General features: G+C 71.0%; 11 protein-coding genes. 7 read left to right on the plus strand and 4 right to left on the minus strand.

Features of this window, described 5'->3' with window-relative positions; all coding sequences use genetic code 11:
- Positions 1 to 66: 66 nt before the first annotated feature.
- The 3 genes from Q0Q47_RS24255 to Q0Q47_RS24265 form a co-directional block, all read right to left on the minus strand.
- Entirely contained in the window at positions 67 to 516 is a 450-nt protein-coding gene (locus Q0Q47_RS24255; protein WP_293866111.1) for a hypothetical protein, read from the minus strand.
- Positions 517 to 544: 28 nt separating this feature from the next.
- Positions 545 to 1,282, minus strand: a complete 738-nt coding sequence (locus Q0Q47_RS24260) for a DUF1194 domain-containing protein (protein WP_293866115.1) — start codon at positions 1,280 to 1,282, stop codon at positions 545 to 547.
- 99 nt (positions 1,283 to 1,381) lie between these two features.
- The gene (locus Q0Q47_RS24265; RefSeq protein ID WP_293866118.1) at positions 1,382 to 3,136 is read right to left on the minus strand and encodes a cation:proton antiporter; all 1,755 of its coding nucleotides are present in this window, start codon (positions 3,134 to 3,136) and stop codon (positions 1,382 to 1,384) included.
- 209 nt (positions 3,137 to 3,345) lie between these two features.
- Between Q0Q47_RS24265 and Q0Q47_RS24270 the strand changes: the two genes are divergently transcribed.
- Genes Q0Q47_RS24270 through Q0Q47_RS24290 form a run of 5 tightly spaced genes read left to right on the plus strand, consistent with a single transcriptional unit; the run spans position 3,346 to position 10,543 of the window.
- The gene (locus Q0Q47_RS24270; RefSeq protein ID WP_293866121.1) at positions 3,346 to 5,028 is read left to right on the plus strand and encodes a caspase family protein; all 1,683 of its coding nucleotides are present in this window, start codon (positions 3,346 to 3,348) and stop codon (positions 5,026 to 5,028) included.
- 59 nt (positions 5,029 to 5,087) lie between these two features.
- Positions 5,088 to 5,786 (plus strand): SUMF1/EgtB/PvdO family nonheme iron enzyme, encoded by a 699-nt coding sequence (locus tag Q0Q47_RS24275; RefSeq protein ID WP_293866124.1) that lies wholly within the window; start codon positions 5,088 to 5,090, stop codon positions 5,784 to 5,786.
- Positions 5,776 to 6,642, plus strand: coding sequence for a formylglycine-generating enzyme family protein (locus Q0Q47_RS24280; protein ID WP_367278305.1), 867 nt, complete (start codon positions 5,776 to 5,778; stop codon positions 6,640 to 6,642). The genes Q0Q47_RS24275 and Q0Q47_RS24280 overlap by 11 nt, the downstream gene beginning before the upstream one ends.
- Before the next feature lie 54 nt (positions 6,643 to 6,696).
- Complete coding sequence (locus Q0Q47_RS24285) at positions 6,697 to 7,110, plus strand: hypothetical protein (RefSeq protein WP_293866130.1); 414 nt, start codon at positions 6,697 to 6,699, stop codon at positions 7,108 to 7,110.
- Between the two features lie 28 nt (positions 7,111 to 7,138).
- On the plus strand, positions 7,139 to 10,543 hold the full coding sequence (locus Q0Q47_RS24290; protein ID WP_293866133.1) for a glycosyltransferase family 2 protein: 3,405 nt from the start codon (positions 7,139 to 7,141) through the stop codon (positions 10,541 to 10,543).
- An 8-nt stretch (positions 10,544 to 10,551) separates the two neighbouring features.
- Here the strand turns inward: Q0Q47_RS24290 and Q0Q47_RS24295 are convergent, their stop codons facing one another.
- Entirely contained in the window at positions 10,552 to 11,769 is a 1,218-nt protein-coding gene (locus tag Q0Q47_RS24295) for a glycosyltransferase (RefSeq protein WP_293866136.1), read from the minus strand.
- A gap of 163 nt (positions 11,770 to 11,932) precedes the next feature.
- On the opposite strand from Q0Q47_RS24295, the gene Q0Q47_RS24300 reads away from it, so the two are divergent.
- A complete protein-coding gene (locus tag Q0Q47_RS24300) occupies positions 11,933 to 12,808 on the plus strand; it encodes a hypothetical protein (RefSeq protein WP_293866139.1) in 876 nt (291 codons plus the stop codon).
- A 1-nt stretch (position 12,809) separates the two neighbouring features.
- Entirely contained in the window at positions 12,810 to 13,481 is a 672-nt protein-coding gene (locus Q0Q47_RS24305; RefSeq protein WP_293866142.1) for a class I SAM-dependent methyltransferase, read from the plus strand.
- Positions 13,482 to 13,490: the final 9 nt, after the last annotated feature.

Raw genomic sequence — 13,490 nt, forward strand, 5'->3', positions numbered from 1 at the left:
CCAAAGTCCAAGCAGCCTGCCCTTGCGCCCGCCGTGAGGGGAACGCGCGTACAGGTCCCCCAGGCGCTACTTTTCTTCCATGAAGCGGCCTTCGGGATAAAAGGTGATCACCATCAACCCGCCCGGTATGGTCGGATTCTTGGCTAGCACGATCGTGAAATGGGAGCACAGCAGCGTACCCCGGTTTCGGCCGTACCGCACCTCCTGTTTCTCGCCGATGTCGATCGTGAAGGAGCGCTTTGCGGCATTGCTGCCCGACTGGGCATAGTAGACGGCCTCGAGTTGCTGTGGCGGGATGCGGTTGAGGACCTTCACGGCAATGCCGATAGCCTGCTTGAACGACACGAAGGCCGTCGCGAGCACGTCATTGTTGCGGTCGTAGAGGCCGCTGTTCGTGATGCCGGAGTGCCTCTCCCCCGTGTGCCCCGTGACGGTCCGCCGCCCGATCGCCAGCGCGGTCCCCTCCGAGCCCTCGAACATGCGCCGCACCAGCGCTTCGTCGAACTTGAAGTCCATGGGTTCACCCGCTCGACGGCACCCTCGACTATCCGCGATTGTCACCGACCTTGACCGACCCTGGCAAGCCTGAGATCTCGAGGATCAGCTTGCGGCGAACCGCGTCGGCGAAGTCGTTGAAATCCTTGGCCGGGATCATGAACGAGCCTGGCCCGCCGATGACCTCGTCGCGGTAGTGCTCGGCCAGGTCCCATTCGACCGCGAGGATCGGCAGGCCGTTGATGACGATGCCCTGCGCCACCGCGGCGTCGCGCGCCACCGTGGCCGGGCGGCCGCTGGCGTTGCGCCCGTCGCCGGACACATCGATCACCCGTCGCCCGCCCTGGAAGGGCGACTGCGGGAAGAGCGTCGCTGAGAAATCGATGGCCCCGCTCACCGACGTGCCGCCGCCGAAGAGCTGGCGCGGCGCCTTATCGATGGCGGCAGCGAGCGCGTCGGCCCCCGCGGGACCGTCGACCATCACCCAGGGCACCACGACGACGTGCAGCCGCGGACCGGTCCATTGCACCATGGTGACGGCGATGCGCCCCAGCGCGCCGCCGCGGATCGCCATCTGGACGTCCTTGTCACGGAAGGCGGCGGCGTAGCCGGCCCGCTGCAGTTCGAAGCGCGTCTGGTTGACGCTGCCCGAGGCATCGACCGCCAGCACGAGGTGAAGGTCCACCTCGCGCTGCCCATCGCTCTGGGCCGAGGCCTCGCTGCCCAGGGCGCAGGCGCCGGCTGCGCCCGCGAGCAGGTCCCGGCGTGTGATGCCTCGGTCGTTCATGCCACCTCCCCCGTGCCGCACCGGACCGCATCAGGCCACAAAGCAAGGATGCCGCCAATTCACGGAGACGCGGGTCTCGTCGCGAACGGCCCGTCGGCCCTAGCCGGCCTTGCGGCTCGCCACGCCCTGCAGTTCCTGGCGCAGCTCGGCCCGCTTCCCGTGGATGGAGGCCAGCACGTAGCCCATGGGAACGCCGATCCCCACGAGGGCGGTCTCGGAGAGCTGGAGGCTCGCCTCGACCGTTTCCGGCACGGCGTCGGTCACCCCGAGGCCGTAGAGATGGCGGGCGTGCGCGGAATCGCGGGCACGGGAGAAGATCGGGATGTCCGGGCGGATCGCCCGCACGGTCTCCACCACGGCCTCGACCGCCTCGGCGTTGCTGAGCGTAACGACGAGCGCGGTGGCCTCCCGCAGGCCGCAGGTCATCAGGAAGGCGCTGCTCGAGGCGTCGCCATAGTAGACGGCATGGCCCTTGCGCCGGTCGCGCCCGACACCGATGGCATCCACGTCGATGGCGAGATAGGGCCGGCGGTGCTCGTCGAGAAGCTGGCAGACGACCTTTCCGACGCGCCCGTAGCCGACGACGATCGTCATGCCGGCGGAGGGGGACGGCATGACCTCGAGTTCGGGGTCGGGAGCCGCCGGCGGGGTCAGGACCTGGCCGGCGCGCCGGCCGAGCGCCGAAAGCGCGGGCATCAGCACCATCGAGAGCGAGGCGATGGTGAGCGCCGTGCCGGCGGCACGCGCGTCGACCACGCCCGCGGCCAGCGCGGCGCCGATCCCGACGAAGGCGAATTCGCCCGCAGGCGCCAGGACCGCCGCCGTCTCGATGGCCGCGGCGGCCGGCAGCCGGAAGGCCCGGGCGAGGCCGAACAGGATCGCGGACTTCAGGATGACGAGCCCCGCGATGCCGGCGAGCACCAGCGCCGGCTCCCGCAGGATCTCCCGCGCGTCGATCGTCATCCCCACCGTGAAGAAGAAGATGCCGAGCAGGAGCGCCTTGAACGGCTCGACGATGGTTTCGATGACCTTGCGGTACTCGGTCTCGGCGAGCAGCAGCCCGGCGACGAAGGCCCCCAGCGCCATCGAGACACCGGCCAGGGCGGCGAGGACTCCGGTCCCCACGATCACGAACAGCGTCACGGCCAGCAGCAGCTCGGACGAGTTCACCGATGCAACGAGGCGAAAGAGCGGGCGCAGCAGCGTGCGGCCGAGAAGCAGGATGACGCCCAGCGCCAGCGCGGCCTGCCCCAGAGCGGAGACGAGGTTGGCGGTGAACGGCACGTCGCCCTTCACCGTGAGCACCGCCACGAGCAGCAGCAGCGGGACCACCGCGATGTCCTGCGCCAGGAGGATGGCGAAGGACGCGCGCCCGGCGCCGCTGTGCAGGCGCCCCTGCGTCGACAACAGCTCGATGCCGATGGCCGTCGAGGACAGCGCCAGGCAGGCCCCCAGGATCGTTGCGGCCGGAGCCTCCTGTCCCAGCCGCGACAGCACGAAGGCGAGCGCCACGGCCGTGACCCCGACCTGCAGGAAGCCGAGGCCGAAAACCATCCTGCGCATGGTCATCAGGCGCGAGAGCGAGAGCTCCAGGCCAATGAGAAACAGCAGAAAAACGATACCGAGCTGGGCAATGCCGGACACGTTCTTCGCATCGACGACGGTCAGCCAGTACAGGATGGGCAGCTTGTCGATGAAGCTGCCGAGCCCCAGCGGACCGAGGACCGCCCCGGCGCCGAGATAGGCCAGGATCGGATTCACGCCGAGCCGGCGCATCACCGGCACGACGACGCTCGCCGTGCCGAGCACGACCAGCGCGTCGCTGTAGACGGGAATGTTGATGCTGTCCGCCACCCGGTCTTGCCTCGCGTTGCCCGACCGGAGCTGATTCCGTGCCGCGGTCCATGGATACAGGAGTTGACGGCGGGCGTCCGGTGCAAGCTCCGGGCCGCGCGATGTGCGCCAGCGCACGCACGACGTTTAACCGAGCGGATACAAACGACACTGCGTCTCTCGGTTGAGGACGCAGCGTGTGGTATCCTCTTCCCGAGGAGGTTCCTCTCATGACCGTCAGAATCGAGCGCTTCCTGGCTGCCGTTCTCACGGCCGTCGTGCTCTTCCTCTTCACCGAGGCGCGCGCCCTCGCCGCGGCCGACAAGGTCGCGCTGGTCATCGGCAACAGCGCCTATGCCAACGTGGCGAGGCTCCAGAACCCGTCCAACGATGCCCAGGACGTGGCCGACGCGCTGCGCAACGTGGGCTTCACGGTGAAGGTGGCGACCAATCTCGACGAACGCGGCATGCGCGCCGCCCTGCGCGATTTCGAGCCTTTGGCCGCCAATTCGAGCGTGGCGATGGTCTACTATGCCGGCCACGGCATCGAGGTGAACGGGGTCAACTACCTGATCCCCATCGACGCGTCCCTGAAGCGCGACACCTACATCCAGGACGAGGCCGTGCCGCTGAGCCGGGTTCTCGAGACCATCGCGCAGGCCAAGACGCTGCGCATGGTCCTGCTCGACGCGTGCCGCGACAACCCCTTCCTGGCCCAGATGGAGCGGAGCAATTCCGGCCGGAGCATCAGCCGTGGCCTCGCCCGCGTGGAGCCGACGGCCGCCACCATCGTGTCCTTCGCGGCGGCCGAAGGCGCCACCGCCTCGGACGGCGACGGTCGCAACAGCCCCTTCGCCCGCGCCCTGCTCAACCACATCGCCACGCCGGGCCTCGAGGTGAAGCTCGTGCTGGGCCGCGCCAGCAACGAGGTTCGCCAGAAGTCCCAGGGCCGCCAGGTCCCCGCCGTCTACTGGACCCCCGGAGGCGAGGAGGTCTACCTCGTCAACGCGCCGGCGAGCCCCGCGCAGCAGCAGGCCACCGAGGATCCCGCCGCGGACTTCCTGCTGGCCCAGAAGCTGAACACGGTCACCGGCTGGGACGCGTTCCTGAAGCGCTACGGCCAGGGCTTCCACGCCGAACTCGCCCGGGCCGCCCGCGCCGAGCTGGAGACCAAGTCCGCCGCCAAGCCCGAGCAGGTCGCCGCCGCCGAGAGGACCGACACGCGCAGCCCCTCGGAGATCCCGCCGGAGGAAGCCTACTGGCGCACGATCCGCAACAGCGTCGTGGCGGAGGACTTCCGCGGCTACCTGCGCCGCTATCCGTCCGGCATGTTCGCCGACCTCGCCCGCACCCGCGTCGAGGCCCTCAAGCGCGCCGCCTCCGTGAACGCGGCGCTCGTCGGCGATGCCGCCAGCCCGGACCGCGCCATGCTGCGCAAGGCCGCGATGGCCAAGGTCGACGCGATGCCCAAGACGATGGTCCAGTACGGCCTCATCGCGCTGGGCTATCCGGTCAAGACGATCTCCGGCGTGCTCGACGCCGACACGCGCCGCGCCGTGCGCCAGTACCAGGCCTCGGTCGACGAGCCGCAGACGGGCACCCTCACCAGCCAGCAGACCATCGACCTGCTTTTGGCCGCCGCCGCGGCCGGCGACCCGCGCGCCCAGACCGCCGTCGGCTTCATGACGGCCTCGGGCGTCGGGCTGGAGCGGGACTACGGCATCGCCCGCCTGTGGTTCGGCAAGGCCGCCGACCAGAGCGAGCCCTTCGCCATGGCCAATCTCGGGGTCATGGTGCGCGACGGCCTGGGTGGCCCGCGCGACCCGCAACAGGGCGCCCAGTACATCGCCAAGGCCGAGTCGCGCGGCATCCGCCTCGACGACATCGCCAAGCAGGGGCTCGGCGTGAAATGAGGCAGGTGACCTGGTGGCAAGTGACCTGCTGGCAAGTGACGTGGAGACATGTGACCTGGATGCTGGCGGCCTTGGCCTGGCTGGCCCTCGCCCCCGCGGGACAGGCGCAGCAGCGCTTCGTCCTGCCGGAGGCGCAGAAGCTCACCTTCTCCGACTGCCAGGGGTGCCCGCCGATGGTGGTCCTGCCGAGCGGCCTGGCCATCAGCCAGACGCCCGTCACAAAGGCCCAGTTCGCCCTCTTCGTGCGCGAGACGAACTTCACCCAGCAGGACTGGGGCTGTGTCTGGGGCGAGCCCGAGTTTCCGCAGGCCCCCAACCATCCCGTCGTCTGCGTGAGCTGGAACGATGCGGCGGCTTTCGCGGCCTGGCTGGCGACGAAGTCCGGCAAGCCTTACCGGCTGCCGACGCTGGACGAGATGCGGTACGCGGCGGCCGGCGGTGAAAGCTCGCCCTACTGGTGGGGCCAGGACGTCGGCACCGGACGCGCCAACTGCCGGCAGTGCGGCAGCAAGTGGGACGGCAAGGGCACGGCCCCGGCCGCCACGTTCAAGCCGAACCGCTACGGCGTGAGCGACGCGGTCGGCAATGTCTGGGTCTGGACGACGACCTGCCATGGCAGCGCGTGCAATGAGCGGATGCTGTTCGGCGGCGCCTGGTCGAGCCCGCCGAGCGACCTGCGCGCCACCCGGTCGATCTGGAACGAGATCGGCCTGCGCTTCAACACCTACGGGTTCAGGGTCGTCATCGATGCAAGCTAGCCTGCGGCCGCTCCTTCTCGTCGCTGCCCTCGCCTGCGCCGGTCCGGCGTCCGCGCAACAGCAAGCGCCTGCCCCAGGGCCGGCCGCCCCTTCACCTGCCACGTCCCCCTCGCCTTCCCCTGCTCCCGCGACACCGGAGCCGTCCGGCCCGCCGAAGGTCGAGCAGGACTGCCCCACCTGCCCCAAGCTCGTCGTTCTGCCGAACGGGCTCGGCTTTGGCCAGTATCCCGTGACGAAGGGCGAATACGCCGCCTACGCCAAGGAGGCCAAGATCAAGACGCAGCCGGGCTGCTATCGCAATAAGGGCACGAGCTGGTTCAAGGACGAGAAGGCGAGCTGGCGCGACCCGGGCTTTCCGCAGACCGATGCCCACCCGGTCGTCTGCGTGAGCTGGGAAGACGCCACGGCGTATGCCGAATGGCTGTCCAGGAAGACCAAGAAGACCTACAGGCTCGCCACGAAGGAAGAGCATCTCGAAGCGGCCGCCCCCGCCGGCGAATTCTGGTGGGGCGCCTCGGCGGACGAGCTTTGTGCGAACGCCAATGTCGGCGACGCCGCCTACGTGAAGGCCACGAAGGACCCGCGCCCCGCGCCCGCCTGCAACGACGGGTTCGCCTACACCTCGCCGGTCGGCTCGTTCAGGCCCAACCGCAACGGCATCTACGACCTCAACGGCAATGTCTGGCAATGGACGAACAGTTGCATGAAGGGCGACTGCACCAACGCCGTTTTCCGGGGCGGCGGCTTCAACGACACCGACGTCTCGACCTTCAAGATCGAGTCGAGCTGGGGCGACCGCATCGTGGTCCGCAGTTTCGCGCTGGGCTTTCGGATCGTGCGCGAAACGGCGAATTGACAAGCAAGAACTGTACACCTCAAAGTTACATCATCATGGGAATGGAGCGCAGAGATGGGTGACGGTGTTTTCGATCTGAAGGCGCTGACCAAGGCACTGCTCGTGGGCTCGTCCCTGATGTCGATGACCGCGTTGTCGGCCTGCGTCACGCCGTCCGGCTACAACGTCTCGGCCATCGAACTGCAGCGCTTCAACGCCGCCGCCCGGTCCAACAGCCGGCAGTTGGTCGAGGCCTATCTGCGCGATTTCCCGACGAGCAGCCTCGTGCCCGCGCTGCTCGAACTGCAGCCCCCGTCCGTGCTCAACCAGCTGTCGCCGGCGGTGGTGCGCAGCCTGCCCGCGTCCTCGCTGCAGCAGTTGTCGCGCGGCGTGCGGGCGCAGCTCGGCTTGCCCGCCCCGTCGGTCACGCCGGTGACGCCCGCCGCCGCGCGGTCGTTCGGCACCGAGGGCGGCGGCAACCGTTACTGACACCCCTTCCCTTCCGCGTTCCGGACCGATGGCGGGTCGCCTCTCCCTCGTGGGACGCGTGGGCGCCCGCGAGACCCTCGTGCGCGCCGCGCTTTCGGCCGGCTGGACGCTCGAGGCCGGCCATCCCGGCGCGGTGGCGGGCGACGCCGCGATCCTGATCGATCCGACGGCGGCGGAGCTGTGCCAGACGCTCGCCGCGGCGGGCGACAAGCCCGTCCTGCTCCTGCGCGACAGCGCGATCCCCGACCGCGCCGATCTCGACTGGCTCACGCCCCCCGCGGGCGTCACGACGCGGCGCGTGCGGGCGGCGCCGATGGCGCGCGCCCTCGACGATGCGGAGATCCTGGCCGAGGCCGGCCCCTTGTCCTGGGCAACGGGCACCGGCCGCGCGGAGCCCGGCGAGATCTGCGTGGCGTGCGAGGCGATCGCCGCCGGCGGCGAACGCCAGGCCCTCGCCGAGGCGCTCGGACCGGAGATGCTGGCGGCGGCCGAGACCGCGGCCGCGTCGAGGGGCTGGTCGCTGCGGGCCGTGCCCCTCGCCGACCTGCCCGGGCAGGCCCACGGCGCCGCCGTGGTGCTGCCCGGACATTCGACAGCGCTGTGGCGCGTGCTCGCGAGCGGCGCCGAGGTGATCCTCGCCGGCCGCCTCGCCGATCCGCCCGACACCTGTCACGCGGCGACCGACGCCGCCGGCCTCGCCCGGGCGATCCTCGACATCGCGGACGGCGTGCAGCGCAACGACCGGGACGGGGTGATGACGGCGCTCGCCGCGGAGAGCCTTTTCCTGGCGCTGCCCGTGTCGGGCCCGGCGCTGGAGGAGGCCCTGCGCGAGGAGCTCGCGCACCTCGCCCGCCAGCGCCCCCGCGTGACGATCGTCGTCAACTGCTACAACTACCGCGAATATGTCCGTGATGCGGTGCTGAGCGCCTGCGACCAGACCGATCCGGCCGACCAGATCCTGGTGGTCGACGACGGCTCGACGGACGGCTCGATGGAGACGCTGGCCGATGTCGGCGGCATCACCATCCTGCGCAAGGAGAATGGCGGGCAGGCCTCGGCCTTCAACCATGCCGTCGCCCGCGTCGAGGGCGACCTCGTGCTGTTCCTGGATGCCGACGACAGGCTTCTGCCCCACGCCCTCGAACGGCTGCGCCAGACCTGGCGACCCGGCCTCAGCCGCATGCAGTTCGCGCTGGAGACCGTCGATGCCCAGGGCCTCGCGACGGGCCTCTATCCCGACGCGGCCGGCATGCTGTCCGGCGACGTCACCGGCAGGATCGCGGGCTGGGGCAACTACCCCTTCATGCCGACCTCCGGAAACATCTTCGCGCTGCCGGCGCTGCGGGCCGTCATGCCCATCCCGGAGGAGCCCTGGCGCCTGTGCGCCGATCACTATCTCAACGTGCTGACGGCCTACGAAGGCGAAATCGCCTCGATCCCCGAGGTGCTGGGACAGTATCGGGTGCATGGCCGCAACGGCCATTTCCATCCTTTCGGCAACCTCGCCTTCCGCGAGCTGCACCACCTCAAGTACCGGGTTCGCGTCTGGCGCGATCTCCTGGCGCATCTCGCCCGCCGCGACCGTCCGGGCGACGGCTTGCGCCGGCTGCAGGTGCACCGGCGGCTGCTCGCCGCCGCGGCGGACGCGCGCACCGCCGGTTTCGTGCCGTGGCCGCGCGAGAGCCTGGCCGCGCTGCGCCTCGCCACGGCGTCGGCCACCGGCGTGGCAGGCGGGGCCACGTGGCGCCGCGCCGCGGAGCATCTCGGCTACGCCGTCCTCGCCGGGCTGCGCCGCCTGTGGCCGTCGCGCGACGATGGTCCGGCGACCGCCGCCAGCACTTGGCCATGGCCGCGCGACGACCGGGCCGAAGCCCGGCTGGCCAGCGCCTCGACATGGCCCGTCCTGGACCACGGCGCCCTCGTCGATGCCACGAGCGTGGCCGGCGCCCGGTCGTGGCCGGGCTGGGGCTGGCGCGTCGGGGCCCGCGGCGAACCGCTGGAAGGCGGCCGCGTGGCGCAGCTCGCTTTCCGGCTGCCATGGCACCCCGCTCACTGGCTTGTGCGGTTGGAACTGGCCCGCCCCCTTCCCGGCCGCCTGATCGTGGACCTGAACGGCCGCAGGCTGATCGACCGCGGCGCCCCGGGTGCCTCCTGCGACATCTTCATTCCCGCGGAGATGCTGGCCCCCGCCGGCCCGCATCGTCTCTGCGACCTGCGCCTGCGCACGCCCGGCAAGATCCCCTTGCGGGTCGCCAGCCTGAAGGTGCTGGCCGTGCCGCGCGGGCCGGACGCGGCCCCGCTCGCCGCTCGGGACCGCTGGCTCGACGTGACGTCGCCCGCCCACGGGGCCTTCGCGCTCGGCCGGGGCTGGACCTGGCCCGCCGCCGGCGAGGTCCGGGCCGAAGGGCTGCAGGCCCGCCTCCATCTGGCGCTGCCGCCCGACCTCGCCCGCTGCATGCTGCGGCTGCGCCTCACGCAGCCGAGCGCGTGCATCCCGGTCGTGTTCGTCGACGGCACGCGCTGCCCGGTCTTCGTCAGCGAGGACGGCGCCACCCTCACCGCCGTCTGGCAGCGCCGCCGGGTCGTCAGGGACCGGGCCATCGTCGATCTCGTGGCCCCGCGCGGCGAGCGACTGGACCTGCGCCTGCGCGCCGTGCGCGTCGATCCGCTCGCGCCCGGACAGGCCGCCTTCGACGAACCGCGCGAGGGCGATCCGGGCAGGTCCGGCGAAGACCATCCCGGCCCCTCCGTCCCCCTTCCGCTTCCGGGCCGGCTCGTCCTGCAGCCGCCGGCAGCGGACACCGAGCGCCGGGCGGTGCTGCTCCTGGTGCGCGACGGCGACGCGACGTCGGTCCAATCCCTGCCGATGGCCGGCGACGGCCTGCGGGCCTGCGTCATGGCCGGCCTCTCGGCCGCAGTTCGCGTGCCCCTGGTGCCCGGCCGGACCGTCGCGCAGGTCGTGGCCTTCGGCGCGGGACGCGAGGCCGTCAGGCTCAAGTCCGTGACCTTCACCGAGGCCATCGCCCGCCAGACCGTCCCGCGGCTGTCCCCCGGCGACGGCATGGCGGGCGACACTCTCGCGGCGGCGACGCTGCACCCCATCGACTGGATGGACCCGGTGGAAGGCGCGCTCTGGCTGCGGGGGCTCGCCGGCAGCCTCGCCTTCGACATGCCCCGCGACGCGACGCTGCGCCTCGAGATCGACGTCCTGGCCCTGCCGGGCGAGGGCCTGGAGATCGCCTGCGAGGCTGTTTCGGCCAGCGTGGACGAGCCTGGCCCGCGGACGATCTCGCTCCTTCTCCCGCCACGCGGTCCCGGCCGAACGGTGATCGCGCTGAGGAGCCGAACGCTGGTGCCCCTGCCCTCGCCGGTGCCGACCCCGGCGATGATCGGCGGCGCGGTGATGCGTGTGGCGGTGCGTGCGGAGGGCTGAAGCCTCTCTCAGCAGAGCCCGGCGATCAGGTCCAGGTGGCGCGCCACGCAGTGCTGCAGTTCGGCCCGCTCGATGACCGTCGCGCGGGCGCGTTCGCGCAGGCGGGACAGGGTCGCCGCCTTATCCAGCGTCCGGATCACGGTCCCGGCCACCGCCTGCGGATCCAGCATCGGAACCAGGATCCCGTTCACGCCGTCCTCGATGAACTCGGTCACGGGGGCCGTGTCGGACGCCACGATCAAAGCGCCGCAGGCCATGGCCTCCAGCAGCGACCAGGACAGCACGAAGGGGTAGGTCAGGTAGAGGTGCACCCGCGAGATCTGCAGGACACCCAGGAAGGCGTCGTAGGGGATACGCCCGAGCATGTGCAGGCGCGCCGGGTCTATGCGGTCGCCGACCTCGCGCATCAGCACGCCGTACCACGTGCCGCCCCCCGGCGGCGGCGCCCCGTAGGAGACGTCGTCCGCCCCCACCACCACCACCTGGGCCTGCGGCCGCGCGGCCATGATGGCCGGCAGGGCGCGCATGAACACGTGGAAGCCGCGGTAGGGCTCCAGGCTGCGCGCGACGAAGGTCAACACCTCGTCGCCGCTGGTCAGCGACCGCCCGTCCGGCAGGTCGACGCGCACGTCCCCGTGGGGGGCGGCGCGCTGCGTGTCGATGCCGTCATGGACCACGTGGACGCGGTCGCGGATGGCGGCCGGGAAGCGTCCCGCCTGCCAGCGCGTCGGGCTCACCAGGACGTCGCTCTCGGCCGCGGCGAACAGGGTCGGCGCGTTGCGCAGGCGCAGCCGCGCCTCGGCTTCGGCTCCCGCGACGGCGAATTCGGGGTCGAAATTCACGTCGCCGCCGGCGAACGAAAACCAGAACTCGAGGTAGGACAGCATGCGGGCCCGCGGAAACACGTCGTGCAGGAACAGCATGTCTCCCCAGCCAGGATGGCCGACGATGACGCCGGGGTCGGCGCCGGCCGACTGCAGGCGGCGCGCCGCGGCCGCCGCCGCCTCGCCGCGCCCGGCATCGAGCGCGAAGCGGCCGACGAGGGGATCGGCATGGGCGGATGACGGTCTCGGCGAACCCCAGCGCTCCAGCTCGACACCTGGCACGGACTTGGCCGTGTCGCCGCCCAGCGCCCACACCCGCCATCCGCCCCTGCGCAGCATCTCGCGCAGGACATGCACGAACTGTCCTGGAAAATTGGGATGAACGAAGAGGATCTCGCGCATGCGGCGGGGTCGGTCCGTGATCGTGAGGCCGAAGCGCACGGAAGGCGGTCGGCTGTTTGCGCCTTATGCACCGCATTTCGTGAAGTTTTCGGTGATGCGTTGACTCAATCCTGAGACGCGGCGTTGTTTGCTGGCATCCCCTGTCGACGAGGTCTCATCCGCCATGAAGGAACGTTTCGTGACCGTGTCGCTCAGCGTGAAGCCGGGTCTGCACGTGCTGCGCTACGTGTCCGCCGCGGACATGAAGCACCCGCCGCGCGTCCTGGTACAGCGCAAGCCGGGGGCTGGCGAAGGGCTCGAGCTCCTGTTCTCACCGGGCGTCGTGGACGGAGCCTTGACCGGCTTCGAGGACATGGCCGTCATCTCCGCGTCCCGAGAAGGCGAATTGCTGGTGACCACGCTGTCGGGCCCGCTGTCCATCTCAACCGACGTCGAGCTGAAGCTGGACCCCATCGGAAAGCTCACGGGCGTGCAGCCCGCGTCCCAGGATTCGGACGCCACACAGGCCATGCCGGGATTCCCCGGCTCCCGGTACCTGCAGCTCGCCGGGCACGTCCAGCGCCTGGGCGACACGCTGCAGCACGAGACCGGATGGCTCGGGGCAGCCTCCGGCCGCGCCAGGCTGGAAGCCTTCGCGGCATCCTGGATCGACTCCATCAAGGGCGTCCGCCTCCACTATGGCTGCGAGATCGAGGGGCGTGGCCGCCAGACGGCCCGCGTGCCCGGCGACCTCGTGGGGACGCGGGGGCAGTCGGCGGCCATCACGGGCGTCTTCTTCGAGCTCAAGGGCTCGCAGGCCGGTGCCTGGGAGTTCGTGGCCACGGCCGCCTTCGCGGGCTGCCTGCCGCGCACGGCCACCGGCAGCCGCATCGAACTCTCCGGCCCCACCGGAGGCGAGCCCCTCGTCGGCCTCAAAATCGACGTCCGCCCCGCGACCGCACAGGCCCAGCCCTCGGCGGCGCCTTCCGAAACGATCCCACCCCTGCCGGAGCGCGGCCGCGTGCGGATCTTCCGGGCCACCGACCGCGTGAAGAGGTGAAATGCACCACCCCGCCCGCGTTGCGCCCGTGACGGACCTGCCGTCGACGCCCGCCGTCGATCCACCCGCCGACACGACCCGGACCGTCCTCCACATCGGCTGCGGCAGACCCGATCCCCGCAAGCTGCACCCGGCCTTCCGGGCGGCCGGGTGGCACGAGCTGCGCGTCGACATCGATCCGCGGGTAAGGCCGCACATCGTCGCCTCCAGCGTCGACCTCGGCTTCCTGCGCGACGGCTCGTGCGACGCCGTCTGGTCGTCGCACAATCTCGAACACCTCTTCGAGCATGAGGTGAGGACGGCCCTGGCCGAGATGGTCCGGGTGCTGAAGCCGGACGGCTTCGCCCTGATCACGGTGCCGGACATCGTCAGCGCCGCGCGCGCCATCGTCGCCGGCCGATTCGAGGAGCCGCTCTACGTGTCCCCGGCCGGCCCGGTGACGCCGGTCGACATGCTGTTCGGGTTCCGCAAGGCAATCGAGGGCGGCAACGCCTTCATGGCCCACCGCACCGGCTTCACCACGGAAAGACTGGGGCGCGTACTCGTCGAGGCGGGCTTTTCGGAGGCCCGCGTCTGGGACGGCGGCGGACACGACCTGTGGGCCGTCGGATTGATGCCGGATGCCGACGCCGGCATCGTCGGCAGGCTCGGCAGGCTCGGCGGCCTGCCCTGATATCACGCC

This window comes from uncultured Alsobacter sp. (assembly GCF_945952055.1).
Lineage (GTDB): Bacteria > Pseudomonadota > Alphaproteobacteria > Rhizobiales > Beijerinckiaceae > Alsobacter.

Coding starts and splice junctions, on each gene's coding strand:
- Q0Q47_RS24290 (WP_293866133.1), top strand. CDS start 7,139: ATGGCGGGTCGCCTCTCCCTCGTGGGACGCGTGGGCGCCCGCGAGACC.
- Q0Q47_RS24270 (WP_293866121.1), top strand. CDS start 3,346: ATGACCGTCAGAATCGAGCGCTTCCTGGCTGCCGTTCTCACGGCCGTC.
- Q0Q47_RS24295 (WP_293866136.1), bottom strand. CDS start 11,769: ATGCGCGAGATCCTCTTCGTTCATCCCAATTTTCCAGGACAGTTCGTG.
- Q0Q47_RS24280 (WP_367278305.1), top strand. CDS start 5,776: ATGCAAGCTAGCCTGCGGCCGCTCCTTCTCGTCGCTGCCCTCGCCTGC.
- Q0Q47_RS24305 (WP_293866142.1), top strand. CDS start 12,810: ATGCACCACCCCGCCCGCGTTGCGCCCGTGACGGACCTGCCGTCGACG.
- Q0Q47_RS24300 (WP_293866139.1), top strand. CDS start 11,933: ATGAAGGAACGTTTCGTGACCGTGTCGCTCAGCGTGAAGCCGGGTCTG.
- Q0Q47_RS24260 (WP_293866115.1), bottom strand. CDS start 1,282: ATGAACGACCGAGGCATCACACGCCGGGACCTGCTCGCGGGCGCAGCC.
- Q0Q47_RS24255 (WP_293866111.1), bottom strand. CDS start 516: ATGGACTTCAAGTTCGACGAAGCGCTGGTGCGGCGCATGTTCGAGGGC.
- Q0Q47_RS24275 (WP_293866124.1), top strand. CDS start 5,088: ATGCTGGCGGCCTTGGCCTGGCTGGCCCTCGCCCCCGCGGGACAGGCG.
- Q0Q47_RS24285 (WP_293866130.1), top strand. CDS start 6,697: ATGGGTGACGGTGTTTTCGATCTGAAGGCGCTGACCAAGGCACTGCTC.